This is a genomic window from Thermostichus sp. OS-CIW-29 (genome assembly GCF_054058195.1).
Genome location: NZ_JBSSAB010000023.1, coordinates 12993 through 39162, shown reverse-complemented (window position 1 = coordinate 39162; position 26170 = coordinate 12993). Strand labels below are relative to the sequence as shown.

Here is a 26170-nt window from a genome sequence, read left to right as displayed (position 1 = left end):
CTACGCGACACTTCTGCGAACGTGTCAGGGGGCCAGAGACCTTAGAGGCTGCAGAGTTGAGGGGATGAACAGCTTAACTATAGCCAGACCTTGGGTGAGCCATCTGCGTTCGCGTCAGCAGCGCGGAGCCCTTTTTTCGGCTAGGATCGTTATCTGTATTACGAACACTGAGCTATTCGCGATAGCGGGACGGAGTCCTTTTTCTCGCCCTTTCTTGCAATGCTGAGCGCCTCTCCTTGCCAATTGGATCTTGCCATTCCGGCCCCAGGTCGGCTGTACCGCGGCAGCGGCATTCTGGAAGCTGTGCCCCTTGCGGTACTGGGATCCCGTGTGCTGGTGATCGGGGGGGAACGCTCCTTGGCTGTGGTTGAGTCCCCTCTGCAGCGCAATTTCGCGCGGGATCCCGCCCTCCAAGTTCACTGGACTACCTACGGGGTAGATTGCAGCGAGTCGGAGCTGGCGCGTTTGCAGGCGCTAGCCATGGCGGAGTCCACAACCGGCATCTTGGGGGTAGGCGGGGGCAAGGCTCTGGATACGGCCAAGCTGGTGGCCCACCGGCTGCGGATCCCCGTGGTTACCGTGCCCACCTCTGCTGCCACCTGTGCCGCCTGGAGTGCCCTATCCAATATCTACTCCAACAGCGGCGCTTTTCAGCGGGATGTGGCCTTGGATCAGGCCCCAGCCGCCTTGATCTTGGACTACGACCTCATTCGTCAGGCTCCCCCTCGCACCTTGGTAGCCGGGATCGGAGATGCCTTGGCTAAGTGGTACGAGTCTTCCGTCAGCAGCGGCAGTTCAGAAGATGCCCTGGTGATTGGCGCTGTGCAGCAGGCCCGCGTCCTGCGGGATTTGCTCCTCCAGCAATCGGCGGCGGCCTTGAGGGAGCCGGGCGGAACCGCTTGGAAGCAGGTGGTGGATGCCTGCATCTGCCTGGCGGGGATCGTCGGCGGCATGGGTGGGGCTAAGTGTCGCACCGTGGCCGCCCACGCTGTCCACAACGGGCTAACCCACTTGTCGGGGCACCGGGCCACCCTGCACGGCGAGAAGGTGGCTTTCGGCATTTTGGCCCAGCTCCGCCTAGAAGAGATCCTGCAGGGAAGCCAGTTGGCGCTGGCAGCACGTACCCAGTTGCTGGAGTTCTACCGCCAGGTGGGGCTGCCCCTCAACTTGCGGGATCTCAAGCTAGGTCACTTGGGATCCGCCGACCTGCTGCATGCTGCCCAAGTGGCCTGCCAGCCAGGATCCGACATCCACCACCTGCCCTTCCCCGTCAGTCCAGAAGCCCTGTTGGTGGCCCTTACCACCACAGACCTGACCAGCTCCAGCCCTGTTCTCCCTCGGCTGTAAGTCCTGGCAGAGGATATCTGTCTGCTATCCAACTCCGCCGGTACGGGCCTGGGTCGGCATTGTGGGCAGGCGGGCTTCGCCGTAGGCTCCAGAGGTGGCGCCCACCAAGATCAAGGCTCCGCCCATCCAAGTCCACCCATCCGGGATCTCGGCAAACACCCAAAACCCGATTAGGCTGGCCCAGAGCAGACGGGAGAAATCCAGAGGCAGCAGCATCGTCACCTCAGCCAGCTTGTAGGCCTGGGCGAGGGCCACCTGGCCAATGCTGCCCAGTAGCCCCATGGCCACCATCCACAGCCACTGCTCAGGAGAAGGCCAGGTCCAAACCCAGACGGCAGCCAGAAAGGAAAGGGGGGTCTGCAGCAGGCCCATGTAGGCCGTAATCGTGAGGCTGGACTCGGTGCGGGAGAGGATCTTGAGCACGATGGTCACCCAGGCAAAGAGTGCTGCCGCCCCCAAGGCCAGCCCTGTTCCCAGAGAAAACTCTCGGAAGCCTGGCCTCAACATCACCAAAGCCCCGGCAAACCCCAGGCCCAATCCCAGCCAGCGGGACGAGCGCATCTGCTCGCCCAACACCCATACCGCCATCGTGCCGGCAAACAAAAGTTGAACAAAGCTCAGCGCCGTAGCTTCTGCCAGAGGCAACAGGCTGGCTGCCCAAAAGGAGAGCAACATCCCCACCGTGCTGATCGCCGAGCGCAGGAGGTAAAACTCCATCTTGGCGGTGTGCAGAGACTGGATCCCAGCCCGCAACACCAGCGGCGACAGGGCGAGAAACCCGAATAGGTTGCGCAAAAACACAATCTGAAAGGGGTGAAGGGCGGGAGTGTTGAGCCGGATGATCGCGCCTAAACAGGCAAAGCAAGCAGTGGCCAGCAGCTTCAGGGCAACTCCTTGCCAGAGCCTTATTTTTCCCCACTCTGCAAAGCGGCTCAGCTGGTGGCGATACCACATCTCCAAAGTCACAGCTCACACCCAAATGGTTTAGGCACTAAGTTTTCAGCCTTGAACTCTCAGCTTAAACGGACTTCCAGGGATCCGAACTGCGCCCCTGGGCACTCCTTGCTGCCCACCGGCCCCCCTGATTCCCAGGGGGAAAAAGATGGGGATCCCAAGACATGGCCATTTCAAGTAGCCATGAAACAACTCACCCCGTCGCTCCATAGCTCCCCTCTCTCTTTGGGAGAGGGGCTGGGGGTGAGGGCGTGGAACCTCTAGGTTTGCTTGAGAATCTCTTTCAAGTAGCCGATGACCGTTTCCGGCTTGAGATGGGCCATACAGGGATGACCCTCCACCAGGCAGGTTTCGTTTTTGAACTTGTTCTCTGCGCAGACCCGGCACTTGTAGGCGGTTTGGGTGAGATAGACGTGGGGCAGACGAGGAGCCCACAGTCGCACCGGGCTGGCCCCATCCCCATCGGCATCGTTGCCAAACAGGGCAATGGTGGGACAGCCCACTGCCGCCGCGATGTGCATCGGCCCCGCATCCACGGAGATACACACCCGCGCCCGCTTCAGGGCCCCCGCCAGCTCCATGAGGCTGGTTTTGCCCCGCAGGTCAACCATTCCCGTTTGGGCCAGCAGTTCGTCTTCGCTGCTGCCGCCGTGGTAGAGGGATCGCTGCAGCTCCGGCGCGCTGCCGATTAGCCCCACCTGCAGGCCCTGGCCTTGGCACCACTGGATCACCTGCCGCCAGTACTCCAGAGGCCACATCTTGGCGCGGCGGGTAGTGGTGATGTGCACCAAAACCTCTGGCACCGGAAAACCGGGATCCCGGCTGGGCAGCTCCAGGCGGAAAAAATCCGTCTCCACGTACGCCAGGCGACAGAAGATTTCGGCGATGTAGTTGCTGGTGAGGATCCCTTTGTAGCGCTGCAGAAACTCCAGGCCGTTCCAGTCGTCATCCTGGAGCATGCGCTGTACCGGGTCGGAGCCGGGGTCCAACTTGCGGCGAAAATCCAGAGTCAAGCCGGCCCCGGCAATGTACTGGGGGCGCAGGGCCGTTACCGCCACCAGGTTGAGCTCGCTAAACTCGTCGCAATTGATGGCCAAGTCGTAGGGGCCGGCCTGGGTCACCCGTTCTCGCACAGCAGCGGTCAGGGCCTCGAGGTAATCGGGACGACGGCTGTAGAGAGGAAAGCTGAAGTCGATGTAGGGGCAGTGGAGCTCAAAGTCGCGGGTAATCTCGCTGCCAAAAAAATCCAGCACACAGCCGGGGTATTTTTCCTTGAGGCCCCGCAACAGCGGGATGGTAACCACAAAATTGCCCACCTTGCTGGAGGAAAACACCGCCAGGTGGGGATGTTCCCGCAGAGGTTGGTTGGCAAACCGTTGCATAAGGCTGGGATCCCCAGGAAGATATCAACCCCGCTGGAGGTGGTGCGGGTGGTGCAGACAGAGCACTTTTGCTAGGCTAGCATTCCTCTGTCCTGTGCTTTGATGGCCATGCTGGGATCCCTGGGCCTCAGGGGAGACTGGCTTGGCTGCCATCCCAGATGACCACCACAGCAAAGCGATCCAGAAAGCCATCTGTCGCATTCATCTGGCGCAGACTAAAAGCATCTTCGGCGGAAATCACCAGGTCGTAGCCCAGGGTGCGGATGGCACGAATGCGGTGAGGCCGTTCCCCGATGCGGTTCACCAGTGAGCGGGCCTGCTCTTCCGAGGTGGCATAGGCAGCTGTGCCCTCGCTGCCCACAAAAGCCGCGTTGAGGTCTTGGCCAAGAGTAACGGGGGTATAGACTTGATTGCCATCGGGATCAAACAAGCGCATTGACTGGCTAGGCAAGAAATCCAAGCCTCGTGCATCCACAATCAACCCTGTCACTTGCGGTTCCCGCCGCTGGGATCCCGCCTCCAGACCCGTTCCGCCCCCTGGCCCTTGGCCTGTGCCCACCCCTGAGCCAGGACTGGCTCCGCGCACCCCACTCTGGCCGCTGCCCGGCCCGATCACTTCCCCCTGCCGGGATCCAGAGCCACTGCCGCCAGGGCTGGTGCCGAACTGCCGCAACAGATCCAGATCGAAAACCGGGCCTTCTGCCACTTCTCCATGGCCGGGTTGGGCCGGCTGGACTTTTGGATCGGCTTGATCTGTTTGTGGGAGCGGAACAGAATCCTGGGTTACTGGACGCCAGGGCGTTGCTTCAGAAGCGGGCAGGGTAGGGGATCCCCCTTGCAAGCGGTAAAGGGGAGGAAACAGCGTTTGGGCATCCACAGCTTCCACCGGCAAGACCGGCCCCGCCAGCAGGATCCCCAGTGCTGCCCAGCTCACTTGGATCCGTATGCCTTGAATCCTATACTTCCACCACCTCATGCCCACACCTCTTGGCCTCAAAACCTGCGGCCCGCTCGGCAACCGCTCATCCTCCCTCATGCTACCCAGGCAGGGCCGGTTCGGCAGGGGATCCCGCGCAGTCTTCCCCTTGGCTTGAGAGCAGCTGGGGCTCCTGGCCTCTCCCTAAAGGTGGGTCGGAGAACAAGAGATTGATCCCCAGCGATCCCCAGGGTCTTGACCGACAGGCAAAAATACGCAAACATGGGTTCATCATTCTTGATGATCCCCGTTGATCCCCACCTGTGGTCATCAGCGGCTGGAGAGCCCGAGGCAAGCCGATACATCAGCAGGTTCAAGTTGTCCTCAGAACCACAAGCTGGGATCGGCCCATAGGACAAAAGCTGGAGCATTGCACGAAGCCCGATTTGTCGAAGACAGGAGACCCCGACCATGCCACAAGAGCGGATCCCGTTGGAAGAAATGACCATCCGGCAGTTGCGGGAAGAAGCTGCCCGCTATCAGATCCCCAAGTACAGCCGCATGACCAAAGACCAGCTGATTGAGGCCATTCGAGAGGCCCAAGTCAAAGCTGGCCGCCCTGTCGATGCCATGCCGGAGCCCAAGGGGCAAGAATCGGTCACCCAAACGAAGTTTAGGGGTCAAGAGGTTGCCGGCAAGACGGATCTGGCCGATGTGGACAAAGGGCTGGGGGATCTGCCGGAGGGCTATGGGGAAAGCCGCATCGTTTTGCTGCCGCGGGATCCCCAGTGGGCCTACGCCTATTGGGATGTGCCCAACGAGGCTAAAGAAAGCAAGCGCCGCGAGGGCGGCCAACAGTTGGCGCTGCGCCTCTACGATGTGACGGATATCGATTTCAGCTACCAGCCGGCCCACAGCATGCAGGAGTACCCCTGTGACGAGTTGGCGCGGGAGTGGTATTTGCCGATCCCGGTGAGCGATCGTTCCTACATTGTGGAAATTGGCTACCGGACGGCAGATGGCCGCTGGCTGATGTTGGCCCGCTCGGCGGCGGTGATGGTGCCGCCAGTCTTTCCCTCCGACTGGTTTGAAGAGCACTTCCTGACAGTGCCCTTCGACATGGCTCTGCAGGGCCGCACCCTTTACCAGCTCAGCGAGCCCTACAAGCGCAGCGCCACCGGCATGGGCGTGGTGGACTACAAAGGCGATGAGCCGCAGCAGGGTGCCACGGTCGATCCCTTCCTGGAAATGGTGGGTGGCTTTGAGGCGATGCGGGTGGCGGGATCCCTGTTTGGCAGCCACCAGATGGGCAGCCGCCAATTGGTGCCCGAGCAGGCCATCAGCTCGTTTATCATCCCCTCGGGTGTGGGCATGATGGGGATGGCCATGGCGGAGGTGCCCGCTGCTCCCTGGATGGCTTCAGGATCCGGCCTGGGCCTGTTCTCGGGGGCTTCCGAAGTGCTGCCGCAGCGCTCTCGCAAGTTCTGGTTGGTGGCCGATGCCGAGCTGATTGTCTATGGGGCCACAGAGCCGGATGCCACCGTTACCATTGGCGGGCGCAAGATCCAGCTCAACCCCGATGGCACCTTCCGCTTCCACATGGCTTTCCCAGACGGCAACATCGACTTCCCCATCTTTGCGGTGGCTGCCGATGGCGAGCAAAACCGGGAGATCCACATGACCTTCGACCGCCGCACCCTCTCCCGCCGCACCAACACCAAAGAAGAGGCCATCGAAGAGTTGTTGCCCTGAAGGATCCAACCTTTCCCTTCTTGCCCCCTGGAGCTGGCCGGGGGGCTTTTTTCCCTGGGCTGGAGAGCTTGACTCCAGCCATCAAAACAGGGGATGCCAGTCCTAGGAGAGCATGACTCTAGTCAATAATAAGCTCAACTATACTGAAAATAATGTATAATATGTTCAGTACGGATTACTACCAGTTGATCTTTCTGTTTACTTTCGAGTCTGCCAACATGGTAGCCAAAGCAAAGCAGAAAATTGGTAGTAAGACGACACGGAAACTGCGCTTTGGGTATTCTACTCAAAGCTTTGCGGGATACCGCCATTCTGTTTGGAAACAAACAGAATGCTATCGCTGCATAGTTGAACAGTGATGTTCAGCAGTGTTCAGCGTAAATGTATCAGGTCGATCACCCGGATCAGTTGTTTCAGCTTCTCCATCACCCGTCCAGAGCGAAGCAGGTCTTCCGCCTGTTGGATCCCTTCTGGCAAGGATGGGGCGTGGCCGAGGAGCCACAGATAGCTACCCCCATTCCAGAGAACGGCTGGGGTGAGTTCACAGGGATCCCCGCTGAGCACCTGCTGCATCTGTTGGAGCAGCTCTTTCTCGCCGGAGAAGGGAATCTCCGGGCCTGCCAAGTGGCAATCTCTGGCCTTCAAGAGCAGCCGTTTCCCGCCCTGGTTGAGAATGGCCGCCCGTTCCCGCGGCAGGTCGCAACTGCCTTCCAAACCTTTGACGGTGGTAAATTGCCGGATCTCCCGCAGGGCAAACAGCTCCAGCATCGTGGCCTCGGTGGGAGGATGCACATAGCCGGCCACCAGGTGAAAGGGGCCTTGGTAGGGCGTCCAGACCAGTTCCAAGGTGGCCAAGGGGGGGCGCTTGCCGATTTGATCCCGGTAGTCCATCAGAGCCTGAGCCTGGGGAAAACAGGTGGGCAAATACAAAAATCCCAGCCCGGTTTGTTCCAGCAGTTGCCCCACCCGCTCCAGGGATAGCCCTCGCCAATCCACCCCCAAGCTCCGCCACACCGCTTCCAAGGGCAGCCCATACTTGGTGGGACAGAAGCCAGAGCCATGCAGCAAAACGGCTGACCCTGCCGCCGCCAGCAGCAAAGCCACCAGCACCCCCAGCGGCGCAGTCCGCGAGCGGCCATCGTAGGGATGGCCAAAGATGATCAAGGGATGGGGCAAATCCCGTTGGGGCAGAAGAGGGCCGTCTTCTGCGTAGGCATCCAACATACCGGCCAGCTCTTCGGCAGTGGGGCGCTTGATGCGGTGGGCAATTAAAAAAGCCCCGATCTGGGCGGGAGTGGCCTCCCCCCGCAGGAGCATTCGAGCAGCGCTGGCGGCCTCTGCCCGGCTGAGATCCTGGTGGGTGTGGGTGCCGCTGCCGATTTTTTTCAACAGCTCGCGAAACTCTTGGCTCATAGCATCGGCGGTCGGGAGCGCTGGGCTACCCAAGTAGGGGGAGATAACGGCGGAACACTTGCAACTACCGATACAGGTATTTGACAACTTACAGAAATTTCTACAAAAAATCCCTACAGAACTGACAACAGCCCGGCAGAGGGCTGAGGGAAATGGGGATCTGTACCGGAAGCAGGCTCAACCTCAGACTGCCTGATAAGCTGGGCGGCCAACTGCAAAAACCGGCGAATGGGAGGGATCCGATAGCGATCGCTGGTGGTAACCATAACCACCTGTCGCCTCAAGAGGGGGGGCTCGGTGGGTCGCACCTGCAAATCCGGATCGGCGCAGCAGTCCACCAGGGCCGACTCCGGCAGGAGGGCAATGAGCTGCCCCTGTCGCACCACCCCCCGAAAGGCATCCAAGGTGTTCAGTTCCAGGGCTGCTTTCAGGGGAAGCCCCTGCCGGGCCAGATGGGATCCCACCAAGGAGCGCATGGCATAGCCATCCTTGAACACAGCCTGGGGATACTCCGCCAGCACCTTCCAGGGGATCCGCTCGTAGCGGCTGAGGGGATGGGTGGCGGGCATCAATACTTGAATTGGCTCGGAGTACAGTGGCTCCACCACCAGCTCTGCCCCCCGCGTCATCAGGGGGTTCTCCATCACCAGGGCCACATCCACCAGCCCATCCCTGAGCACCTTTAAGGCGCGGTCGCTGCCCAGAGCGGTAACCCGCAACTGCACCTCTGGATACTCCCGGCAAAACTGTTGCAGCACCGGCGGCAGTTGATGGGCGATCAGAGAATGGATCCCAGCAATGCAGAGCTCGGTTTGCTGGCCCTGCAGCCATTCTCGAATGCTTTCCTGAGCCCGCTGCCATTCTTGACAGATGCGACGGGCATGGGGCAAAAGCCGTTCCCCAGCTACGGTTAGAGCCACCGGGCTTTTGCGATGCAACAGCGGAGCGCCCACCGCTTCTTCCAGGGCCTGGATCTGGCGGCTAATAGCCGATTGGGTCAGACCGCTGAGGCGAGCAGCGGCCAAAAAGCTGCCCGTTTCCACCACGTTCAAAAAGGCTTGCAACAACTCCAGCCGCACCTGGGATCCCTTGATGATGTAGCCTGCCGTGGTGGCATCCTAGCTGGGGAAGCGGTAGGCTTTTGTAAACACCGTTACAAGTTGTTTGTTGGACTGGGGATCCCCAAGCCAGGAGGAGAAGCAGATGGGTTGGGATCCAGCCTTGCTGGAGGGGCTGCTCAACTCCGCCATTCCCCACCTTTTCCCCGCTGCCCAGGTGGTCATCCGCCACAAGGGAAGGTGTATCTACTCAAGGGCGGCAGGCCATCTCGACCCTGAGACCCGGCGCCAACCGACAACCTCGGCCACCCGTTTTGACCTGGCCTCGCTGACCAAGCTGTACACCGCCACCGCCTGCATGGCCCTGGTGGAAGCCGGAGCGTTGCTGCTGGATCAACCGGTCAGTCTCCTGTTGCCGGAGTTTCAGGGATCCCGCCCCATTGCCCCCTATGAAGATCCTCTGCAGCCGGGGAAATGGATTGCTGTGGAACCGGAATCCTTAGGCCAGCTTGTTGCAACAGAACAGGTGACGGTGCGACAGTTGCTGGCCCACACCGCCGGTTTGCCCGCCTGGCGGCCCCTGTTTCGACAGCCCGATGCCGAATCGGCCCGGCACATGGCCCTGCACACCTTTTTGGCCTACAGGCCGGGATCCCGCAGAGTCTACAGCGATCTTGGATTGATCCTGCTGGGGCTGGCTTTGGAACGTCTGAGCGGAACCCCTCTGGATCAGATCTTGCATGCCCGGATCTTGCGGCCTCTGGGCCTGAGCCAAACTCAGTTTTATCCAGGGGATCCCTTTGACCCATCCTCTGTCTCTGGCTCTTGTGCCCCCACCGAGCTGTGTCCTTGGCGAAAGCGCCGCCTGCAGGGGCAGGTTCACGACGAAAATGCCGCCCGCCTGGGCGGGATCGCCGGCCATGCCGGACTGTTTGCCACGGCAGAGGAAGTAGCCGCTTTCGGAGAGAGTTTTTTGACGGGATCCCTGTTGCAGCCGCAGACGGTGAGGGAAATGACCCGCGAGCAGTTGCCTCAGCAAGGGGATGCCCACCGCTGTCACGAGCGCCGGGGTTTGGGGTTTGCCTTGCGCTCTCCGGATCCCTTGGCCAGCAGCTCCCCGTTCAGCCCCAGCGCCTTCGGCCACACCGGCTTCACCGGAACCTCTCTGTGGATCGATCCAGAGCGGGAGCTGGTGGTGACGCTGCTCACCAACGCCGTCTACCACGGTCGGCAGGAGAACGGGTTCCAGGCTTTCCGGGTTGCCTTCCATCAGGCCATCCTAGAGGGGCTTTCTTGATCATTGAGTCCCTGACCGTTCCCGCTAGGGTGCCGTAGGCATAACCGAGGCTGAGGTGGACGAGACCTTTTACCGACAGTTGGCAGACATGCTCTCCCGCGGGCCGCTGGTGGTGGCCACGGTGGTCCGCACCCAGGGATCTGTGCCTCACCAGGCGGGGGCAAAACTGGCCGTGGGATCTGATGGCACCCTGTTGGGCACCATTGGCGGTGGAGCTGCCGAAGCGGAAGTCATTGCCCGAGCGCAAACCCTTTTGCAGACCGCTGTTCCCGTTGGCGATGGCGATGGGGAGTCCTCGCCGGCTGGGATGCAAGTTTCCCTTGACCTCAACAGCCCTCCCCTGGGCGTTTGCGGGGGACGGATGCACATTTGGCTACAGCGATGGCAGGGATCCCTTGCCCAAACGTTGGTGGCCCAGATCCTCCAGGCTCTGACCCAAGGGCCAAGGGCTTGGCTGATCACCCCCCTCGATCCCCAGGGGTTCCCCTACCTCAGGCTTGGCGACAGCAATGTGGAGCACTTTGCCTCCCTGCCATCCCGCCCACAGCTCCTCGCGGGATCCTGGGTCGAGCCCCTCCTCCCTTCCCCCACCCTGCTGATCGTCGGAGCGGGCCACTGCGGCCTGTCCCTGGCCCAGATCGCCCATTTGGCCGGCTTTCGCATTTGGGTTCAGGACGATCGCCCGGACTGGGTAACCCCTCAGCGCTTTCCCGTTGCCGAGCGGCTGTGCTCAGAACCCTTTGCCCAACTTATCCCCCATCTGCACAGGATCCCGCAGCTCTACATCGCTCTTGTGACCCGCAGCTACAGCCTCGATTGCCAAATCCTGCGGGCCATCTACCACTCCGGCCTGACCCCCCACTACCTGGGGATGATCGGCAGCCGCAAGCGGGTGCAAACCGTACTGCGAACCCTGGCCCAGGAAGGGATCCCGGAGACCGCCGTCAGCTAGAAATCGCAGGAGCCCCGCACTGTACCCGTAGGGTCAGTGTCGGGAGGAATGCGGAAGTTATGATAGAACCATGACCCAAGTCCTGACCGTCCCCTGCAAGCTCAAGGTGTCCCAGTCGCAAGCCGCAAAGTTGGATGCGACAATGGATGCCTTTGTGCAGGCGTTGAACTGGGTCAACCAAAACACACCAGAAAAAGTAGTCAACGCAGTCAAACTCCAGTCCCTTTGCTATTACCAGATTCGCGCTCGGTTTGGCTTGTCCAGTAACTTGGCTCAGCAGGTCTGCAGACGGCTGGCCGGTGCCCGTAAAGTTGCCCGACAGAAAAACCGTCCGGTCAAAGCGTTCAAGAGAGGCTTTGCGACCTACGATGCCCGTATCTTTTCGTTTCGCGAGAAAGACTGGACGGTGTCGCTGACCACGGTTGGGGGTCGAGAGCGCTTTGAGCTGGCGATTGGCCGTTACCAGAGAGAACAGTTGGCAGGCTCCAATCCCAAATCTGCCACTCTGGTCAAGCGCAAAGATGGCTCCTACTCCATTCAAATCTGTGTGGAAACGGAGCCATCCCCACCGCAAGGCACGGATAGAGTGCTGGGCGTGGATTTGGGAAGGACGGATATTGCTCATACATCGGAAGGAGATAACTGGAATGGACAGCAGTTGAACAAAGTCCGAGACCATCACTCGCGGTTGAGGGCGGCACTCCAACGCAAAGCCAGTAAGGGCACCCGCAGTTCGCGGCGCAGATGCAGAGAACTGTTGCAACGGCTGTCTGGCAAGGAGAGGCGCTTTCAGGCGTGGGTCAATCATCGCATCTCCAAAGCTATTGTCTCTAGGGCAAAGACCACAAACAGCGCTATTGCTCTGGAAGACTTGACAGGGATCCGGGAAAGGGTCAATCAACAGCCACGCAGCAAAGCTGAGCGCCGCAGAACCAATAACTGGGCATTCTACCAGCTTAGGATGTTCGTGGTCTACAAGGCTGCCATTGCCGGAGTACCTGTGGTGCTGGCTCCGCCTGCCTACACGTCGCAGACCTGCCACCGGTGTTTGCACATCCATCCCGATCCTACGCAATCCTATCGCAGTGGAAAGAAGTTTAAGTGTGGACACTGTGGATGGGAAGGGGATGCGGATTTGAATGGTGCGAATGTGATTGCGCTTTTGGGGGCTGCTGTAAACCAGCCTAGAGGTTCGTGGTTGGCTTGCCAACTGCAGGGCTACCGAAAGCTCGCCCTGTACTGCGAAGCAGTCAGGGTCGGGTAGTTTACTCGGCTCTTTGCCCCCATTGGCCTGGAGATCCACGCCGAAACCCCCGCCGAGATTGCCATCAGCATCACCGCCCAGCTCATCCAGGTGCGACGGGGATCCCCGAAGAGAATGCCCGGCGAAACTCAAGGTGTAGGCTTGCCGGTTAGCCGGAGGACAAGCTAGGCTAGAAAAGCGCCGCGGGGTAGAGCAGCCTGGTAGCTCGTCGGGCTCATAACCCGAAGGTCACTGGTTCAAATCCAGTCCCCGCTATGCCTGAGAGACGGTTGGTTAAAGCAGTGTCCGCACATCCACCACCTTGCCGCTGACTGCCGCTGCTGCCACCATGGCCGGGCTCATGAGCAGAGTGCGCCCGCTGGGGGATCCCTGGCGGCCCTTGAAGTTGCGGTTGGAAGAAGAGGCGCTGATCTGGCGCCCCACCAGCCGATCCGGGTTCATCGCCAAACACATGGAGCAACCGGGATCCCGCCACTCAAACCCTGCCGCCTCGAAGATCTCCCGCAAGCCCTCCTGTTCTGCCTCCTGCTTTACCCGTTCTGAGCCGGGCACCACAAACGCCTTCACCCCTGGGGCCACCCGCCGCCCCTTGGCAATCTTGGCTGCCTCCCGCAGGTCGCTCAAGCGGCCATTGGTGCAACTGCCGATGAAGCAGACATCCACCGGTGTCCCTACAATGGGATCCCCCGGCTGCAAGTCCATGTAGGCATAGGCCTCTTTGGCCAGTTCCCGCTCGCTTTCCGGCAGATCTTCTGGGGCAGGGATCCGCTCATCCACCCCAATCCCTTGGCCGGGGGTGATCCCCCAAGTAACCGTCGGCGCAATGTCTGCGGCTTGGAATACCACCACGTCGTCGTAGCGGGCATTGCCGTCGCTGGCCAGACTTTTCCACCAGGCTACCGCCTCTTCCCAATCGGATCCCTGGGGGGCAAACTCTCGCCCCCGCAAATACTCAAAGGTCACCGCATCGGGGTTGACGTAGCCGCAGCGGGCCCCTCCCTCGATGGACATGTTGCAGAGGGTCATGCGCTCTTCCATGCTCATGGCTTCAATGGCGCTGCCCCCATACTCGTAGGCGTAGCCCACCCCGCCTTTGACCCCCAGCTTGCGGATGATGTGCAGAATTACATCCTTAGCGTAAACTCCCGGCCCCAACTTGCCGTGGATCTCAATGCGGCGCACCTTGAGCTTGGACAAAGCCAAAGTTTGGGTGGCCAATACGTCTCGCACCTGGCTGGTGCCGATCCCAAAAGCAATGGCCCCAAAGGCCCCGTGGGTAGAGGTGTGGCTGTCCCCACAGGCGATGGTCATCCCCGGCAGAGTTAACCCTTGCTCCGGGGCAATCACATGCACGATCCCCTGCCGACCGGAGCCGCTGTTGTAGAAGCGGATGCCGTATTGCCGGCAATTGCGCTCCAATTCCTGGATCATCTCCTCTGCCAAGGGATCCGCAAAAGGCCGTGCCCGGTTGTCGGTGGGAATGATGTGATCCACGGTGGCCACCGTCCGCTCGGGAAACAGAACCGGCAGATGACGCTCCCGCAGCATGGCAAAAGCCTGCGGGCTGGTCACCTCGTGGATCAGGTGCAGGCCGATGAACAACTGCGTCTGCCCAGAGGGCAAAATCCGCACCGTATGGGCATCCCACACCTTATCGAATAATGTCCTCTCGCTCATCTTTCTCGGCCCGCAGCCAAGTCCTGTAAACTTTCAATGTGCTACTTGGGGAAAAGCTTGTCAAGGCACAGGCCTCCGTTATCTCTGGGCAACGCTGCTGAGCTGAGCGAGATGCAGCCCTTCTTTGAACATCCCCAGCCGGCAAAGGCGGGTCGGAGTCCTCAAGCCAGAAAACCTGTTGCCAGCCCTTCAAACGGGATCCCTGAAGGCCGGCCAAGGCAAAAAGCGATAGCCCGCCCCTTCAATGGCGGCGACGATATCCGGCAGGGCCTCTGCAGTGTGGGGCCAGCGATCGTGGAGCAGCAAAACCAGGGGCTGATCGGAAGCCTGGATCGCCGGCAACTGAGCTCGAACACGCTCCAAAAGTTGGGCTGCGCTTTGGCCCGCGTAAGCATCTTCCGGGCTCATGTTCCAGTAAAGAACTCGATATCCTGCCTGCTCCAGAGAGCGACGCAAAGCAGAATCTAGGCGAAAACCTCCCGGTGGGCGAACAACCAGTTGGGGATCCAAGTTCAGCGTTTTGAGCAGTTGGGTTGTCTGATCCACCTCAGCATAAAACAGCTCGTTGCTTCCGTAGAGACGTTGATAATCGTGGGTAAAAGTGTGATTGGCTATGGTGTGGTGATGGGCCTGGATCAATTGAGCCAATTCAGGAAATCGGGAAACGTGGGTGCCGATAACAAAGAAAGTGGCCGGGATCTGAAGATCATCCAAAACCTGTAAAAGTCGGGGGGTAGACTGAGGCCAGGGGCCATCGTCAATGGTCAGAAAGGCAGAACGAGGCGGCACCTCCAGTAAAGGCCCCAGCATTTCTTCCAAGGGCAGTTGCAAAGGTTGAGTATTTTCTGCCGGATCGAGAAAGTCGGGATCCGGGATCCAGCTATGCTGCAGAAACACCTCCACACGAGGGGGAGCAGGGGTAATCAACAGTCGCCCCGTCTGCTCATTTTGGTTGCCCCAGCTCAGTCGATAGGGCAGATCCGAGGCAATCTCGACGGTTGTTGTACGGGTAATGACTCCGTAGGGGATGTCAATCAAATAGTGCCCGTTCACCTCTTCTTGATGGATCCAGGCTGCAGAAGGAGCTGATAGATAAATGAGCAAATCTTGGGGATTGGCGCCGCGCACCACCCGAATGCTTTCGATGGGGAGAATGAGGTTGTATTCCGAGGTGGCCGTCAGGTTCAGCTCAAAAAGAGGCTGGGCCTCTACCGTGCAGTAGTAGATCAGTCCAACCAGTAGGAAGGCTAGGCAAAATATCAACGCTTTCAACGCTTTCAGAGAGTGCATAGGAATGGCTTAAGCCTTCGCAACCAATTTTATAGGACAGAAGCTACCTGAGCTCGATAGAGCCCATCAATTTAACCGGAAGGCCCTGCTGGGCTTCTGGGTGCCGAGAGCAGCCGCTCTTCCCATTTACGTGCAGGCGAGGCCCGTCGGATGTCCCGCCAAATGGCTGTGGCAGCTAAGGTACCATCGGCAACCGCAATCGACACTTGGTTCAGGCCCTGCTTCAAATCGCCCAGCGCAAACAGCCGCGGATGATCAGTGCGACACCACTCGTCGGTTAGCAGGTTTTCCCCTTGCCATTTCAAGCCGGGGATCCCTTTCAAATAGGCATTGTGGTATCTGGCGCCCATCGCCACCAAGCCGGTAGTTGCTTCGATGTAAGTGCCATCTTCCAACTCCACACCCTGCAATTGATGGTTTTCTCCAAGAAAGCGGCGAATAGGAGATTCGTAGAGGGGGTAGCCATGATCCGCCAGTTTTTTGCGCATGTCGGGGCCGACCGAGCAGAGGCCGTGGGTCAACACCGAGATATAGGGTGTAAACCAGTTGAGGACAAAAGCTGTATTGATCCGATCTTCCGAATTGACGATCAACACTGACTTTTGATCCCGCATTTCATAGCCGTCGCAGATCATACAGACATGCAGTGAATAGCCCGCGTAGTCGTAAACATTCTGCATATCCGACAACTGAGGCAGCTCGTCCATAATGCCGGTTGCCGCGATCAAATATTTGCTCCGAAAAACGGGGTAGAGGCTGTTCATTTTTCCCACCTTGACTTTGACCGCAAAGAGGTCTCCCTCATCGGTGGCATCTTCCACAAAACCGCGCAGGTAATCTACCCCCAAGCTGAGGGCATGCTCTGTTCCCTGTCGCAACAGCTCTCGTCCGGGAGTGGTCGGAGGCAATCCCAGATAATTGCGCAAATCCTGCATCCAAAAAGAGCGGCCTCTGCCCTTCTCCACCACCAGGCAACTCAGTCCGTAACGGGCCAGATAGATTGCCGCCGACAACCCCCCTGCTCCCCCTCCGGCCACAATCACGTCATAGATTTTGTTCAAAGCAACTTCTAGATTCCTGCTGCTCAGTTTCATAGACGGGATCCCCTCACCAGACTTCTGCTGGGTGGCCTCAAGTTGTCGGTTGCGGCCCGAAAAATCTTAAGAAGCTCCAGACGTTCCGCAGAGCTGCAGATCATACTTGGTCCATCGCGTTTCTGTTGAGATGTGATCGAGCTAAGGGAGCAGTCCCAGCAACCGTCTAGAATGGGGACTGAACTCCCCCTTAGGAGAAAAGCCCTATGCCAGGTATCTTAGCGGCCATTGCCCTGATCTTTGTCGGCTACCTGTTCAACTCGGTCAAAATCATCAGCCAGGGGTATGAGGCATTGGTGGAGCGTTTGGGCAGGTTTCATCGCAAGCTGACCCCAGGATTGCACTTTATTCTTCCCCCTATCGATAGGATTGTGTTCCAGGAAACCATCCGCGAGAAGGTGTTGGACGTGCCTCCTCAGCAGTGCATCACCAGCGACAACGTCTCTTTGATGGCCGATGCGGTGGTCTATTGGCGCATCACCGACATGATCAAGGCCCGCTATGCGGTGGAGGACGTGCAGCGGGCTTTGGTTAACCTGGTGCTGACGGCTCTGCGGGCAGAAATTGGCCGCATGGATTTGGATCAAACCTTTTCCTCCCGCGCCGAGATCAACGCCCGCCTTTTGACAGAGCTGGACGAGGCCACAGATCCCTGGGGGATCAAGATCACCCGCGTGGAAGTCAGGGACATTCAACCCTCTAAGACTGTGCAAGACTCGATGGAAAAGCAGATGGCTGCCGAGCGGGAGAAGCGGGCCGCCATTCTGAAATCAGAAGGGGAGCAGCAGGCCAGCATCAACCAAGCGGCTGGGGCCGCCAAGGCGCAGCTATTGCGGGCAGAAGCGGAGAAACGGGAGCGGCTGCTGTTGGCTGAGGGCACGGCTGAAGCCATCAAGACCATCGCCGCCACTTTGCAAGAGAATCCAGAGGCAGCCAATGCGTTGCAATACCTGATGGCGCAAAACTATATCGACATGGGCTTCAAGGTAGGCAGCAGTCCCAGCGCCAAGGTAATCTTCATGGATCCCAATTCGATCCCTGGCACCCTGCAAGGGCTGCTCTCCATGGTGGACGTGGCCAAGGGTGGGGAAGGATCTCGCGCGGCGGCCTCTCAGAAGCTGCGTACCCCGGCTTCTTTCCCAACCGAAGTGGACTTTCCGCGGCTCGACTGAGTTTGACCGACCATGATGGCCCGGGATCCCGATTGGCTGCTGGTGGGACAGGTGGTGGCGGCCCACGGCTTGCGGGGCTGGCTGCGGGTTAGGTGCTGGTCGGATTTTCCAGAGCGCTTCACAGAGCCTGGACCACGCTGGTTGCAGCGGGATACGGATCCCGAGCCCCTGCTGCACCCCTTGATCGAGGGGCAGTTTTTCCCGGCTAAGGGTCTTTATTTGGTGCGACTGGAAGGGATCCCCAATCGAACGGTGGCTGAGACCTGGGTGGGGGCTAGGCTGCTGGTACCGGCTTCCCACCGCTTGCCCTTGCAGCCGGAAGAGTACCACTACCGCGATCTCATCGGCTTGGCCGTCTATCACCAAGGGGAGCTGCTGGGACAGGTTTCGGGGATTTTGGCAGCCGGCCAGGATGTGCTGGAGATAACGACCTCTGACCATCGGCAGGTGTTGATACCCTTTGTGAAAGCCCTGGTGCCTGTCGTGGACTTGGAAAAAGGCGCGCTTCACGTGCAGCCGCCGCCGGGGCTGGTGGAGAGCTTTCTGGGTTAGAGTTCGGCAAGACGGCCTGACTTCCGTACCTGCATCCCATCCTGAACTTGGCCCTCAGAAGCGTCTGTGTGGCCGTTCTAGCCTTTTGTGCTATCATGGGGACAGTTTTTTGATGATAAGCTGATTCCTGGCCTTTAAGGTCAATTTTTCTGGGTTTCTGTTGATCTTGGCCGGGAGCCTTCTTCGGAATTGGAGTTGGGAATGACGGAAAACTACGGTGCAGAGCAGATCCAAGTTTTGGAAGGCTTGGAGGCTGTGCGCAAGCGGCCTGGCATGTACATTGGCTCCACCGGGCCGAAGGGGTTGCACCATTTGGTGTACGAGGTGGTGGACAACTCTGTGGATGAGGCCCTGGCCGGCTATTGCAATGATATTCAGATCAGCCTGCATCCCGACGGCTCGGTATCCGTTTTGGACAATGGCCGCGGCATTCCGGTGGACATCCACCCCAAAACCGGGCAGTCGGCCCTGGTTACGGTGCTGACGGTGTTGCATGCGGGGGGTAAGTTTGGCGGTGGCGGCTACAAAGTCTCCGGTGGGCTGCACGGGGTGGGCGTGTCGGTGGTGAATGCCCTCTCCGAATGGGTGGAGGTGACGGTTTGGCGAGAGGGCAAGGTTTACTTTCAACGGTTCGAGCGCGGGGCGGTGGTGGGATCCCTGAAATCTGAACCCCAACCCAAGGGATCCAACCGGCGGGGTACAGAGGTGCGCTTCAAGCCGGATGGGCTGATCTTTCCCGAGCGAGAGTTTGACTATGCCGTATTGGCGGCCCGCTTTCGCGAGTTGGCCTACCTCAATGCCGGCTTGAAAATCACCTTCAGCGATCTGCGGCGGGATCCGCCTCACTGCGAAACCTATCAATATGCAGGCGGCATCAAGGAATATGTGGCCTTCATCAACCACGAAAAAACGCCCATCCACTCTGACATCATCTACATCCAAGGGGAGCGGGATGGGGTGGAGGTGGAAGTGGCCCTGCAGTGGTGCTCGGATGTGTACACCGACACTTTGATTGGCTTTGCCAACAACATCCGCACCAACGAAGGAGGCACCCACCTAGAGGGCCTGAAAACCTCTCTCACCCTCACCATCAACAGCCAAGCCCGCAAGCTCAACAAGCTGAAAGACTCCGACAGCAACCTGGCTGGAGAAAATGTGCGCGAGGGGTTGACGGCCATCGTCTCGGTCAAGGTGCCTAACCCCGAGTTTGAGGGGCAAACCAAAACCAAGTTGGGCAACACCGAGGTGCGGGGCATTGTGCAAACCCTCGTCTCCGAGGCGCTCACGGAGTACTTGGAATTCAACCCCAACGTGGCCAGGGGGATCGTCGATAAGGCCATCCAGTCCTTCAATGCTGCCGAGGCAGCCCGGCGGGCCAGAGAATTGGTGCGGCGCAAATCTGCCCTGGAATCTTCCACGCTGCCGGGGAAGTTGGCCGATTGCAGTTGCCGCGACCCGGCGGAGTCTGAGGTGTATTTGGTGGAAGGCGACTCTGCAGGGGGCAGCGCCAAACAAGGTCGGGATCGGCAGTTTCAGGCGGTGTTGCCCCTGCGCGGCAAGATCCTCAACATTGAAAAGGCGGATCCCGCCAAGATCTACAAAAACGCCGAAATTCAGGCGATGATCACAGCGCTGGGTTTGGGAGTGAAAGGGGATGAATTTGATCCCAGCCAACTGCGCTACCACCGCATCATCCTCATGACCGATGCTGACGTGGACGGCAGCCACATTCGCACCCTGTTGCTGACCTTTTTCTACCGCTATCAAAAGGCGCTTCTGGAACAGGGCTATGTCTATATCGCCTGTCCGCCGCTCTACAAAATCGAGTGGGGTCGCAACAATGTTCGCTATTGCTACAGCGACGCCGAGAAAGACCAAATCCTGCGGGGGTTGCCTGCCAACACCAAGTACACCATCCAACGGTTCAAGGGTCTGGGGGAAATGATGCCTGAACAACTTTGGGAGACCACCATGAACCCGGCAACGCGCACCCTCAAACAAATCACCATCGAAGATGCGGTGGAGGCGGATCGCATTTTCACCATCTTGATGGGAGATGCTGTTGGTCCCCGACGGGAGTTTATTGAGGCCCACAGTGCCCATTTGGATCTGACAGCCCTCGATATCTAGAGCGATATTTAGAGAAAGAACTCCGTCCCGCCCCTGCCGGGGTTGTTGCTATGTCTGCAGCGCCCTATGTTGCTCCACAACGTTGACGCGACGGTGCTAAGGGAAACCGTGACGGTGTTGCAGACGAGGCCGCGAGCAGCCAAAAGCTCCCGGACGGGGCAAGATCCCAGTTGCAGCCCAGACCCTGTGGCAAAGTGAGGGAAGAGCGTTCCAGATCCTGCTATGCCTGCATTGCTTACGGCTCTTCTTGCGGTGCTGGGGGGCTATCTCCTGGGATCCATTCCAACCGGCTACTGGGTAGGTCGTTGGTGGGGAGGCATCGATATTCGCCAACAGGGATCCGGCTCTACCGGAGCAACCAATGTGTTGCGGACGTTGGGCAAGGGGCCCGCCCTGCTGGTGTTGCTGGTGGATGCTGCCAAGGGGGCAGCAGCAGTGGCTCTGGGATCGGCCTTGGGATCCGCGTGGTGGGTGGTTTTGGCAGCATTGTTCGCGGTGATCGGCCATAGCCGTTCCTGCTGGCTGGGCTTCAGGGGGGGCAAATCGGTGGCCACCAGCCTGGGGATCTTGTTGGCTATGGCTTGGCCGGTAGCCCTGACAACTTTCGGCGTCTGGCTGCTGGGGCTCGCCCTCACCCGCATCGTTTCCTTCAGCTCCCTGCTGGCGGCAGTGGCGGCTCCGGTGGTGATGTGGGCAACAGCTCAACCTTTGCCCTATTTGTTGTTTGCGTTGGCGGGCGGGGTGTATGTGATCGGTGCTCATCGGCGCAACATCGAGCGCCTACTGGCTGGGTCGGAGCCGCGCATTGGCCAAAAATGGACGCAATCTCCCTAATTTTCAAGGCACTGTGAAGCAGCTGTATTACTCCGCAACGCTATGCAACCGACCACAGTGGTTTTTGTCTACGGATCCCTGCTGCGGGGCGGCCAATACCACAGCTTGCTGCAGGGGGCAGAATTTTTGGGGACAGACAGCCTCAACCACATTGATCTTTACAGTCTCGGCCCCTACCCGATGGCAGTTCGTGGCCGAAACCGGCTCTACGGCGAGTGCTACCGCATCCCCTTGAGTCTATTGCCCCGATTGGACGAACTGGAAGACCACCCGCGGGTGTACGAACGGCAGTGGGTGCAACTGGATAGCGGCACCTTTGCTTGGGTTTATCTGGGTCGGCCTGAGCAGGTGCAGGGGTGTTCCCTCATCCCCAGTGGCCGCTGGCTGGCTAGAGATCAAAGTGGAGCTTGACGCCCTCAACATACTGGGGCGGCAACAAAGACTCTATCCCACTGTTGTGCTCCGCACCGCTGTCGCGAACGCGAACGGCTGCCGACGGATCCCATTCTTGGGAATCAGACTCTTTGGCGGAGAGAGCACCGGCATCCACAGGGCTGGAAACGCGCTCCAGGTAGTAGATGCGATCCCCGCGTCGCCAAATGTCTGGCTCAGGCAGGTAGAAGAGCCGACCCGGTCGAGATGAGCCGCTCCTCAGCCGCTGCGGGCGCACCAACAACAAGGGCAGGCATAGATCGGCTTTGATTCGATAGGCAAACTGATCCCGCAGCCGTTCAAGGGTGGGATCCTCCAGTCCCATCTGGGCCAGGAAGGGATTGGGCAGCGCTGGTGCTGAAAAAGCGCTCCGCACCGCTGTCGGGAACGACTCTTGAGCCGTCAAGACATCAGCTTTATTGCTCCGCACTGCCTCCGGCAGGGTTGAGGCCGCATTCGCAGAAGCGTCACGTAGCGATAAAGGGAGAGGCAGGCCCAAGTCCGCCAACGTGGGTAGGGTGATCGAGCGCAGCTCGGCCCGATTGGCCTCCAGATAGCCGGCCCAGCGCTGCAGTTGGGGGAAGGAAGGCTGCAAGGTGCGGATCCCTTCTGAGATAGGCATATCCGGCAGCAACACCGTCCAGATGGTGGCCGAAACCGAGAGCTTAACCATCAACTCGGCAATGGCCCAGTTCACCTGCGGATCCAGAGTCAGGATCAACAGAGTTTCCGCATGGTCGATATCGGCCTTCAACAAAGCAGACTCGTTCAGTACAGCTTCCTGCAGGGATCCGGGGATGGCTTCTGGCTTGCCGACTTCCTGGCTTGGGGCAGACTTGTGGGTGCCGTTGCCGTCAGAGGAATGAAGTTGTGGGGGCAAGCCATCTGCTGGACGACGCTTCGGCGTTCCTGACAGGGATGTGGAGGACTTACGGGATGGCGGGATGGAGTCCTTACCGTCTGTTGGGTGGGGAGCTTTGTAGCTGCCGTGCCCATTTTTGGAAGACCCAGAAACCAACGGGATCACCTCGACCGTCTGGTTGAGCGAGCGCATCAACTGGGCCAATTGGTTGGTGAGGGGATGATCGCCGATGATTATGGTGGAACTGCCCTGATCCAGACCCAGCCAACGGGCCACCCAAGCCGCGGTCAGCCCCTGTACCGTCACCGTCACCGAGATGGTCAAAAACACCAGCGCCTTGAGGGCATCCCCCCCAGTAATGCCCCGTTCTGTCAGCAGAATGGCAAACAAGGAGGCCACCGAAGCCGCCACAATGCCCCGAGGAGCCAGCCAAGCCACAAACAGCTTCTGCCGCCAATTCAGGTCGCTGCGCCAGGTACACAGCCACACACTCAAGGGACGGATGACCAGCATCAAACACAGCACTGTGGCCAGGGATCCCCAGCCCAGGGCAAACACCGCCTTGAGGGAGAGCGTGGCGGTAAGCAAAATAAAGATCACCGAGATGGCCAACACCACCAACTGGCCGTGAAACTGCCGCACACCCCGCTCGGCAATGGCCGCCTTCTGCCGCACCACCAGGCCCGCCATCACCACTGCCATCAGCCCCGCCTCCGATCGCAGCGACTGGGCCAAGGCAAACACCCCCAGGGCCCCCGCCATCACCACCGAGTTGCGCAGCTCCTCGGTTAAAAACTGCCGCGACCAAAGCAGGAAGGATCCCATCAGCCAGCCCCCCAGCGCTCCCACCGCCGACCCGATGGCCAGACGGCTGGACAACTGTTCCAAGGCCATGAGAAAACTGGGATGGCCAGAGAGCACCACCTGCAGCACCACCACCGCCAAAATGGCCCCGATGGGATCGATGAGCACCCCTTCTCCTTCCAGGAGGGTGCTGACTGCCGAATCGACTCGTACCCGCTTCAGGATAGGGTTGATCACCGTCGGCCCCGTCACCACCACCAGGGATCCAAACAAAAAAGCCAGCCGCCAGGGAAACTCCCCCAGATAGTGAGCTGCTGCCGCTCCCCCCACCAGGGTCAGCAGGGATCCCAACAAAACCAAATTGCGCAGGCTATCGGATACCGGATTGAGACGTTGCAGCCGCAGGTTCAGTCCCCCCTCAAACAAGATCAGAGCCACCGCCAACGACACCAGCGCTTCCAGCCCGGATCCCATGACTTGGGGATGAACCCAGCCCAAACCATCTGGTCCCAGCAACAGGCCAAACAGCAGCAGGAATACAATGCTGGGCACTTTGACAAAATTGGCCAGCACCTGAGCAGCGATCCCAGCCACCAGGGCTAGCGTAAACAGGATCGTCAGCTCAAATGAATCTTGCATATTGAGGCTTAACCGAACGCAATAGCGGGACGGAGCCCTTACCTTTCCAGCTACTGAACGCCAACCCTCTCATTGTTTCCATCGTTTTGTTTCCATCGTTAACGTCGTTATTACTCCGCAACGCTAACGCCAATACAGACTGCTGGAAAGTCTCCAATCGTCAAGGTGGCTCTGCCCATCACGTCAGCAGTTCATGAGCTCGAACATGCAGAGTTAACATTTAGTTAACCTCTGTGTGCTGGCTCCATAAAGTTGCAAAAGCTACACCCAGCTCCACTCTTTCTACAGTACACACGACTTACCTCAACCTATCACAGAGCGAGCTTGACGACCACTCTGGCATTGGGAGCCCTGTTGGAATGAAGGCCAATTAACATGCTGCCAGAAATCTCCCCTTCTAGGCTTTCTCGCCTTCTGAGCGGCTGAGACCGGTCTCTAAGGGCTTAACGCGACGGATAGGCAGATTGGCAATAAGAGCAGTCGTTCCCCCTTCCGTGGCCAAGTGAAACTGCATCCCTTCTGAATCCAGCTCCACATAGCGGGACACCACCCCCAAAATCTCCAGGCGCATTGATTCCAGCGCCGCCGGGGTGAGGTCAGCGCGGTCATGGGCCAAGATCAGCTTCAACCGTTGCTTGGCTTGCTGGCGGCTGTTGCCGGAGTGCCGAGAAAAAAGCTGATCCAAAAAATCGAGGAGCATAGGTTTTGTTGGCTTTGTTACTCAGTTGTGAAAGTTGTAAACAGGTCAAAATTGCCATTGCAACCTGGATGAATTAGAGATGGAACAGTCGTCAGAGCACCTTTTGGTTTAAAAACCGTTTGGCCCGCTCCCAAAAGGACTCGCCCAAACTGGCCATCTTGGGGAAGTCCACTGTTTCCCCTTCCAGCCGTCGGGCAATGCGCTGAATGGCCTGAGCAGCCAGAGTTGGATTGGCGGAGAGAACCAGGGGCTCCCCTTTGTTGGTGGAGACGATCACCTCGCGGTCTTCTGGAATGATACCCACCAACGGGATGGCCAGCACCTCCACCACATCTTCCACCGACATCATCTGGCCGGCTGCCACCATGTCCGGGCGCAGGCGGTTAACAATCAGCTGAGTCGATGAAATCTGTGCAGCTTCCAGCAGGCCCACCACGCGATCTGCATCCCGCACCGCTGCCACTTCTGGGGTGGTGATGATGATGGCCTCGTTGGCCCCGGCAATGGCATTGCGAAACCCTTGTTCGATCCCAGCAGGACAATCGATCAGCACATAGTCATGGCTGCTGGCCAGCTTCTCGATTAACTGGCGCATCTGATCCGGATGCACCGACGTTTTGTTGCGGGTTTGGGCTGCCGGCAACAGCGAGAGATGGGGGGTGCGCTTGTCTTTCACCAAAGCCTGCTCGAGGCGACATTCCCCGGCGATCACCTCTAGGGCCGTGTACACCACCCGATTCTCCAGCCCCAGCAGCAAGTCCAGGTTGCGCAGGCCAAAGTCTGCATCCACCACCACCACCGAGCGACCCAAGCGCGCCAAGGCAGTGCCCAGGTTGGCCGTCACGGTGGTTTTGCCGACTCCACCTTTACCAGAGGTTATGACAATGACTCGGCTCATACTCCTCTCCGCAGAAAATCCTGAAGGCTGGCGACGCAGATGACATCCTCCTGCAGGTAAACCACTTCAGGGGTGTTGGGCAGGGATCCACCTTCTGGCGGACGGGCCACTTGATCGGCAATGCGCAACTGAGTGGGCTCCAACTGCAAAGCCAAAATTACAGCTCCCTTGTCGCCGTCGGCCCCCGCGTGAACCAGGCCCCGCAAGCGTCCCCAAACCCAAACGTCTCCTCCGGCAATGATCTCGCCGCCGGGGTTGAGATCCCCCAACAGGAATACGGATCCTCTGTGACGCACGGACATGCCAGAGCGCACTGTCGAACGTAGGTACAGAGGTGTGGTGTCTGGGGGAGCAAGGGGAACTGCCTCCAAAAGGGAAGATTGCTCCACAGAATACCCCAACGTCGCTGCTGCAATCGCTGTCGAGCGGGATCGAGTTTGAACGCGCCACAGTTGCAGTCCATGCTGAGACAATAGGGCAGCAAGAAGTTGTAGGGTGGGCATGTCCAGCTCTCGCTGCTGGCTCCAGAGGGTGAGGGGAGCGACTCCGGCCCAGTAGGGTTTGCGGCTGCGCAACTGCCAAACCAGGTTTTCCCAAAGCTCCTCCCAAGGCAAGGTGCTGGGCAAGTGCAGATGGATCCCCTGGGCATCCGACCGAAAGTAAACGCTGCCCGTGGCCCAGGAGTCTGGAGATGAGGAGATTTCAGGGTTCCATGTAGGGGATCCCGTCATGACCGCCCTTAAACGTCTGC

The 26170-nt window shown here is 59.2% G+C and carries 22 protein-coding genes, 1 tRNA gene and 1 pseudogene; 12 read left to right on the top strand and 12 right to left on the bottom strand.

The genetic code is table 11. The annotated features are described in order from the left end of the window. Positions 1-219: 219 nt before the first annotated feature. The gene (locus tag ACVWZJ_RS09240; RefSeq protein ID WP_011432004.1) at positions 220-1347 is read left to right on the top strand and encodes an iron-containing alcohol dehydrogenase family protein; all 1128 of its coding nucleotides are present in this window, start codon (positions 220-222) and stop codon (positions 1345-1347) included. A gap of 24 nt (positions 1348-1371) precedes the next feature. On the opposite strand, the gene ACVWZJ_RS09235 is transcribed toward ACVWZJ_RS09240, so the two are convergent. From ACVWZJ_RS09235 to ACVWZJ_RS09225, 3 genes are all read right to left on the bottom strand, one after another. Beyond that, a complete protein-coding gene (locus ACVWZJ_RS09235; protein ID WP_238376852.1) occupies positions 1372-2313 on the bottom strand; it encodes a DMT family transporter in 942 nt (313 codons plus the stop codon). Positions 2314-2561: 248 nt separating this feature from the next. Then, complete coding sequence (locus ACVWZJ_RS09230) at positions 2562-3683, bottom strand: glycosyltransferase family 9 protein (protein WP_011432002.1); 1122 nt, start codon at positions 3681-3683, stop codon at positions 2562-2564. A 127-nt stretch (positions 3684-3810) separates the two neighbouring features. Next, positions 3811-4617: a hypothetical protein gene (locus ACVWZJ_RS09225; protein WP_148202674.1), complete on the bottom strand. Its 807-nt coding sequence runs from the start codon at positions 4615-4617 to the stop codon at positions 3811-3813. A 453-nt stretch (positions 4618-5070) separates the two neighbouring features. On the opposite strand from ACVWZJ_RS09225, the gene ACVWZJ_RS09220 reads away from it, so the two are divergent. Beyond that, positions 5071-6351, top strand: coding sequence for a DUF4912 domain-containing protein (locus tag ACVWZJ_RS09220; protein ID WP_011432000.1), 1281 nt, complete (start codon positions 5071-5073; stop codon positions 6349-6351). 372 nt (positions 6352-6723) lie between these two features. Here ACVWZJ_RS09220 and ACVWZJ_RS09215 read toward each other — a convergent pair whose 3' ends face one another. Together ACVWZJ_RS09215 and ACVWZJ_RS09210 are read right to left on the bottom strand one after the other, a co-directional pair. After that, complete coding sequence (locus ACVWZJ_RS09215; protein WP_011431999.1) at positions 6724-7764, bottom strand: anthranilate phosphoribosyltransferase family protein; 1041 nt, start codon at positions 7762-7764, stop codon at positions 6724-6726. Positions 7765-7877: 113 nt separating this feature from the next. Beyond that, a complete protein-coding gene (locus ACVWZJ_RS09210) occupies positions 7878-8843 on the bottom strand; it encodes a LysR family transcriptional regulator (RefSeq protein WP_011431998.1) in 966 nt (321 codons plus the stop codon). 124 nt (positions 8844-8967) lie between these two features. On the opposite strand from ACVWZJ_RS09210, the gene ACVWZJ_RS09205 reads away from it, so the two are divergent. From ACVWZJ_RS09205 to ACVWZJ_RS09185, 5 genes and pseudogenes are all read left to right on the top strand, one after another. Further along, entirely contained in the window at positions 8968-10119 is a 1152-nt protein-coding gene (locus tag ACVWZJ_RS09205) for a serine hydrolase domain-containing protein (protein WP_457395882.1), read from the top strand. 55 nt (positions 10120-10174) lie between these two features. Continuing rightward, on the top strand, positions 10175-11071 hold the full coding sequence (locus ACVWZJ_RS09200; RefSeq protein ID WP_049749550.1) for an XdhC family protein: 897 nt from the start codon (positions 10175-10177) through the stop codon (positions 11069-11071). Between the two features lie 70 nt (positions 11072-11141). Continuing rightward, on the top strand, positions 11142-12335 hold the full coding sequence (locus ACVWZJ_RS09195) for an RNA-guided endonuclease InsQ/TnpB family protein (RefSeq protein WP_011431995.1): 1194 nt from the start codon (positions 11142-11144) through the stop codon (positions 12333-12335). A gap of 6 nt (positions 12336-12341) precedes the next feature. Then, positions 12342-12503, top strand: a pseudogene (locus ACVWZJ_RS09190) (XdhC family protein); the annotation flags it as partial. A 13-nt stretch (positions 12504-12516) separates the two neighbouring features. After that, positions 12517-12590, top strand: a tRNA-Met gene (locus tag ACVWZJ_RS09185). An 18-nt stretch (positions 12591-12608) separates the two neighbouring features. Here the strand turns inward: ACVWZJ_RS09185 and leuC are convergent. The 3 genes from leuC to ACVWZJ_RS09170 form a co-directional block, all read right to left on the bottom strand. After that, positions 12609-14012 (bottom strand): 3-isopropylmalate dehydratase large subunit, encoded by a 1404-nt coding sequence (gene leuC / locus ACVWZJ_RS09180; RefSeq protein WP_011431994.1) that lies wholly within the window; start codon positions 14010-14012, stop codon positions 12609-12611. Positions 14013-14201: 189 nt separating this feature from the next. Beyond that, positions 14202-15302: a polysaccharide deacetylase family protein gene (locus ACVWZJ_RS09175; protein WP_011431993.1), complete on the bottom strand. Its 1101-nt coding sequence runs from the start codon at positions 15300-15302 to the stop codon at positions 14202-14204. Positions 15303-15373: 71 nt separating this feature from the next. Continuing rightward, complete coding sequence (locus ACVWZJ_RS09170) at positions 15374-16396, bottom strand: NAD(P)/FAD-dependent oxidoreductase (protein ID WP_011431992.1); 1023 nt, start codon at positions 16394-16396, stop codon at positions 15374-15376. A gap of 206 nt (positions 16397-16602) precedes the next feature. Between ACVWZJ_RS09170 and ACVWZJ_RS09165 the strand changes: the two genes are divergently transcribed. The 5 genes from ACVWZJ_RS09165 to ACVWZJ_RS09145 all read left to right on the top strand — a co-directional run bounded on the left by ACVWZJ_RS09165 (position 16603) and on the right by ACVWZJ_RS09145 (position 21495). Beyond that, the gene (locus ACVWZJ_RS09165) at positions 16603-17568 is read left to right on the top strand and encodes an SPFH domain-containing protein (RefSeq protein ID WP_011431991.1); all 966 of its coding nucleotides are present in this window, start codon (positions 16603-16605) and stop codon (positions 17566-17568) included. Positions 17569-17580: 12 nt separating this feature from the next. Further along, the gene (rimM, locus tag ACVWZJ_RS09160; protein WP_011431990.1) at positions 17581-18120 is read left to right on the top strand and encodes a ribosome maturation factor RimM; all 540 of its coding nucleotides are present in this window, start codon (positions 17581-17583) and stop codon (positions 18118-18120) included. Positions 18121-18321: 201 nt separating this feature from the next. Continuing rightward, entirely contained in the window at positions 18322-20250 is a 1929-nt protein-coding gene (gyrB, locus tag ACVWZJ_RS09155) for a DNA topoisomerase (ATP-hydrolyzing) subunit B (RefSeq protein ID WP_457395878.1), read from the top strand. Between the two features lie 222 nt (positions 20251-20472). After that, positions 20473-21084 (top strand): glycerol-3-phosphate 1-O-acyltransferase PlsY, encoded by a 612-nt coding sequence (gene plsY / locus ACVWZJ_RS09150; RefSeq protein WP_041436109.1) that lies wholly within the window; start codon positions 20473-20475, stop codon positions 21082-21084. 42 nt (positions 21085-21126) lie between these two features. Beyond that, on the top strand, positions 21127-21495 hold the full coding sequence (locus ACVWZJ_RS09145; RefSeq protein WP_414329655.1) for a gamma-glutamylcyclotransferase family protein: 369 nt from the start codon (positions 21127-21129) through the stop codon (positions 21493-21495). Here ACVWZJ_RS09145 and ACVWZJ_RS09140 read toward each other — a convergent pair. From ACVWZJ_RS09140 to minC, 4 genes are all read right to left on the bottom strand, one after another. Further along, positions 21473-23821 (bottom strand): cation:proton antiporter domain-containing protein, encoded by a 2349-nt coding sequence (locus ACVWZJ_RS09140; protein WP_457395875.1) that lies wholly within the window; start codon positions 23819-23821, stop codon positions 21473-21475. The two genes, ACVWZJ_RS09145 and ACVWZJ_RS09140, sit on opposite strands and share 23 nt — an antisense overlap. A 397-nt stretch (positions 23822-24218) precedes the next feature. After that, on the bottom strand, positions 24219-24521 hold the full coding sequence (gene minE / locus ACVWZJ_RS09135; RefSeq protein ID WP_011431985.1) for a cell division topological specificity factor MinE: 303 nt from the start codon (positions 24519-24521) through the stop codon (positions 24219-24221). A 91-nt stretch (positions 24522-24612) separates the two neighbouring features. After that, positions 24613-25419: a septum site-determining protein MinD gene (gene minD / locus ACVWZJ_RS09130; RefSeq protein ID WP_457395873.1), complete on the bottom strand. Its 807-nt coding sequence runs from the start codon at positions 25417-25419 to the stop codon at positions 24613-24615. After that, positions 25416-26150 carry a septum site-determining protein MinC gene (gene minC, locus ACVWZJ_RS09125; RefSeq protein WP_011431983.1) on the bottom strand — a complete coding sequence of 245 codons (735 nt, stop codon included), beginning with the start codon at positions 26148-26150 and terminating at the stop codon, positions 25416-25418. The genes minD and minC overlap by 4 nt, the downstream gene beginning before the upstream one ends. Positions 26151-26170: the final 20 nt, after the last annotated feature.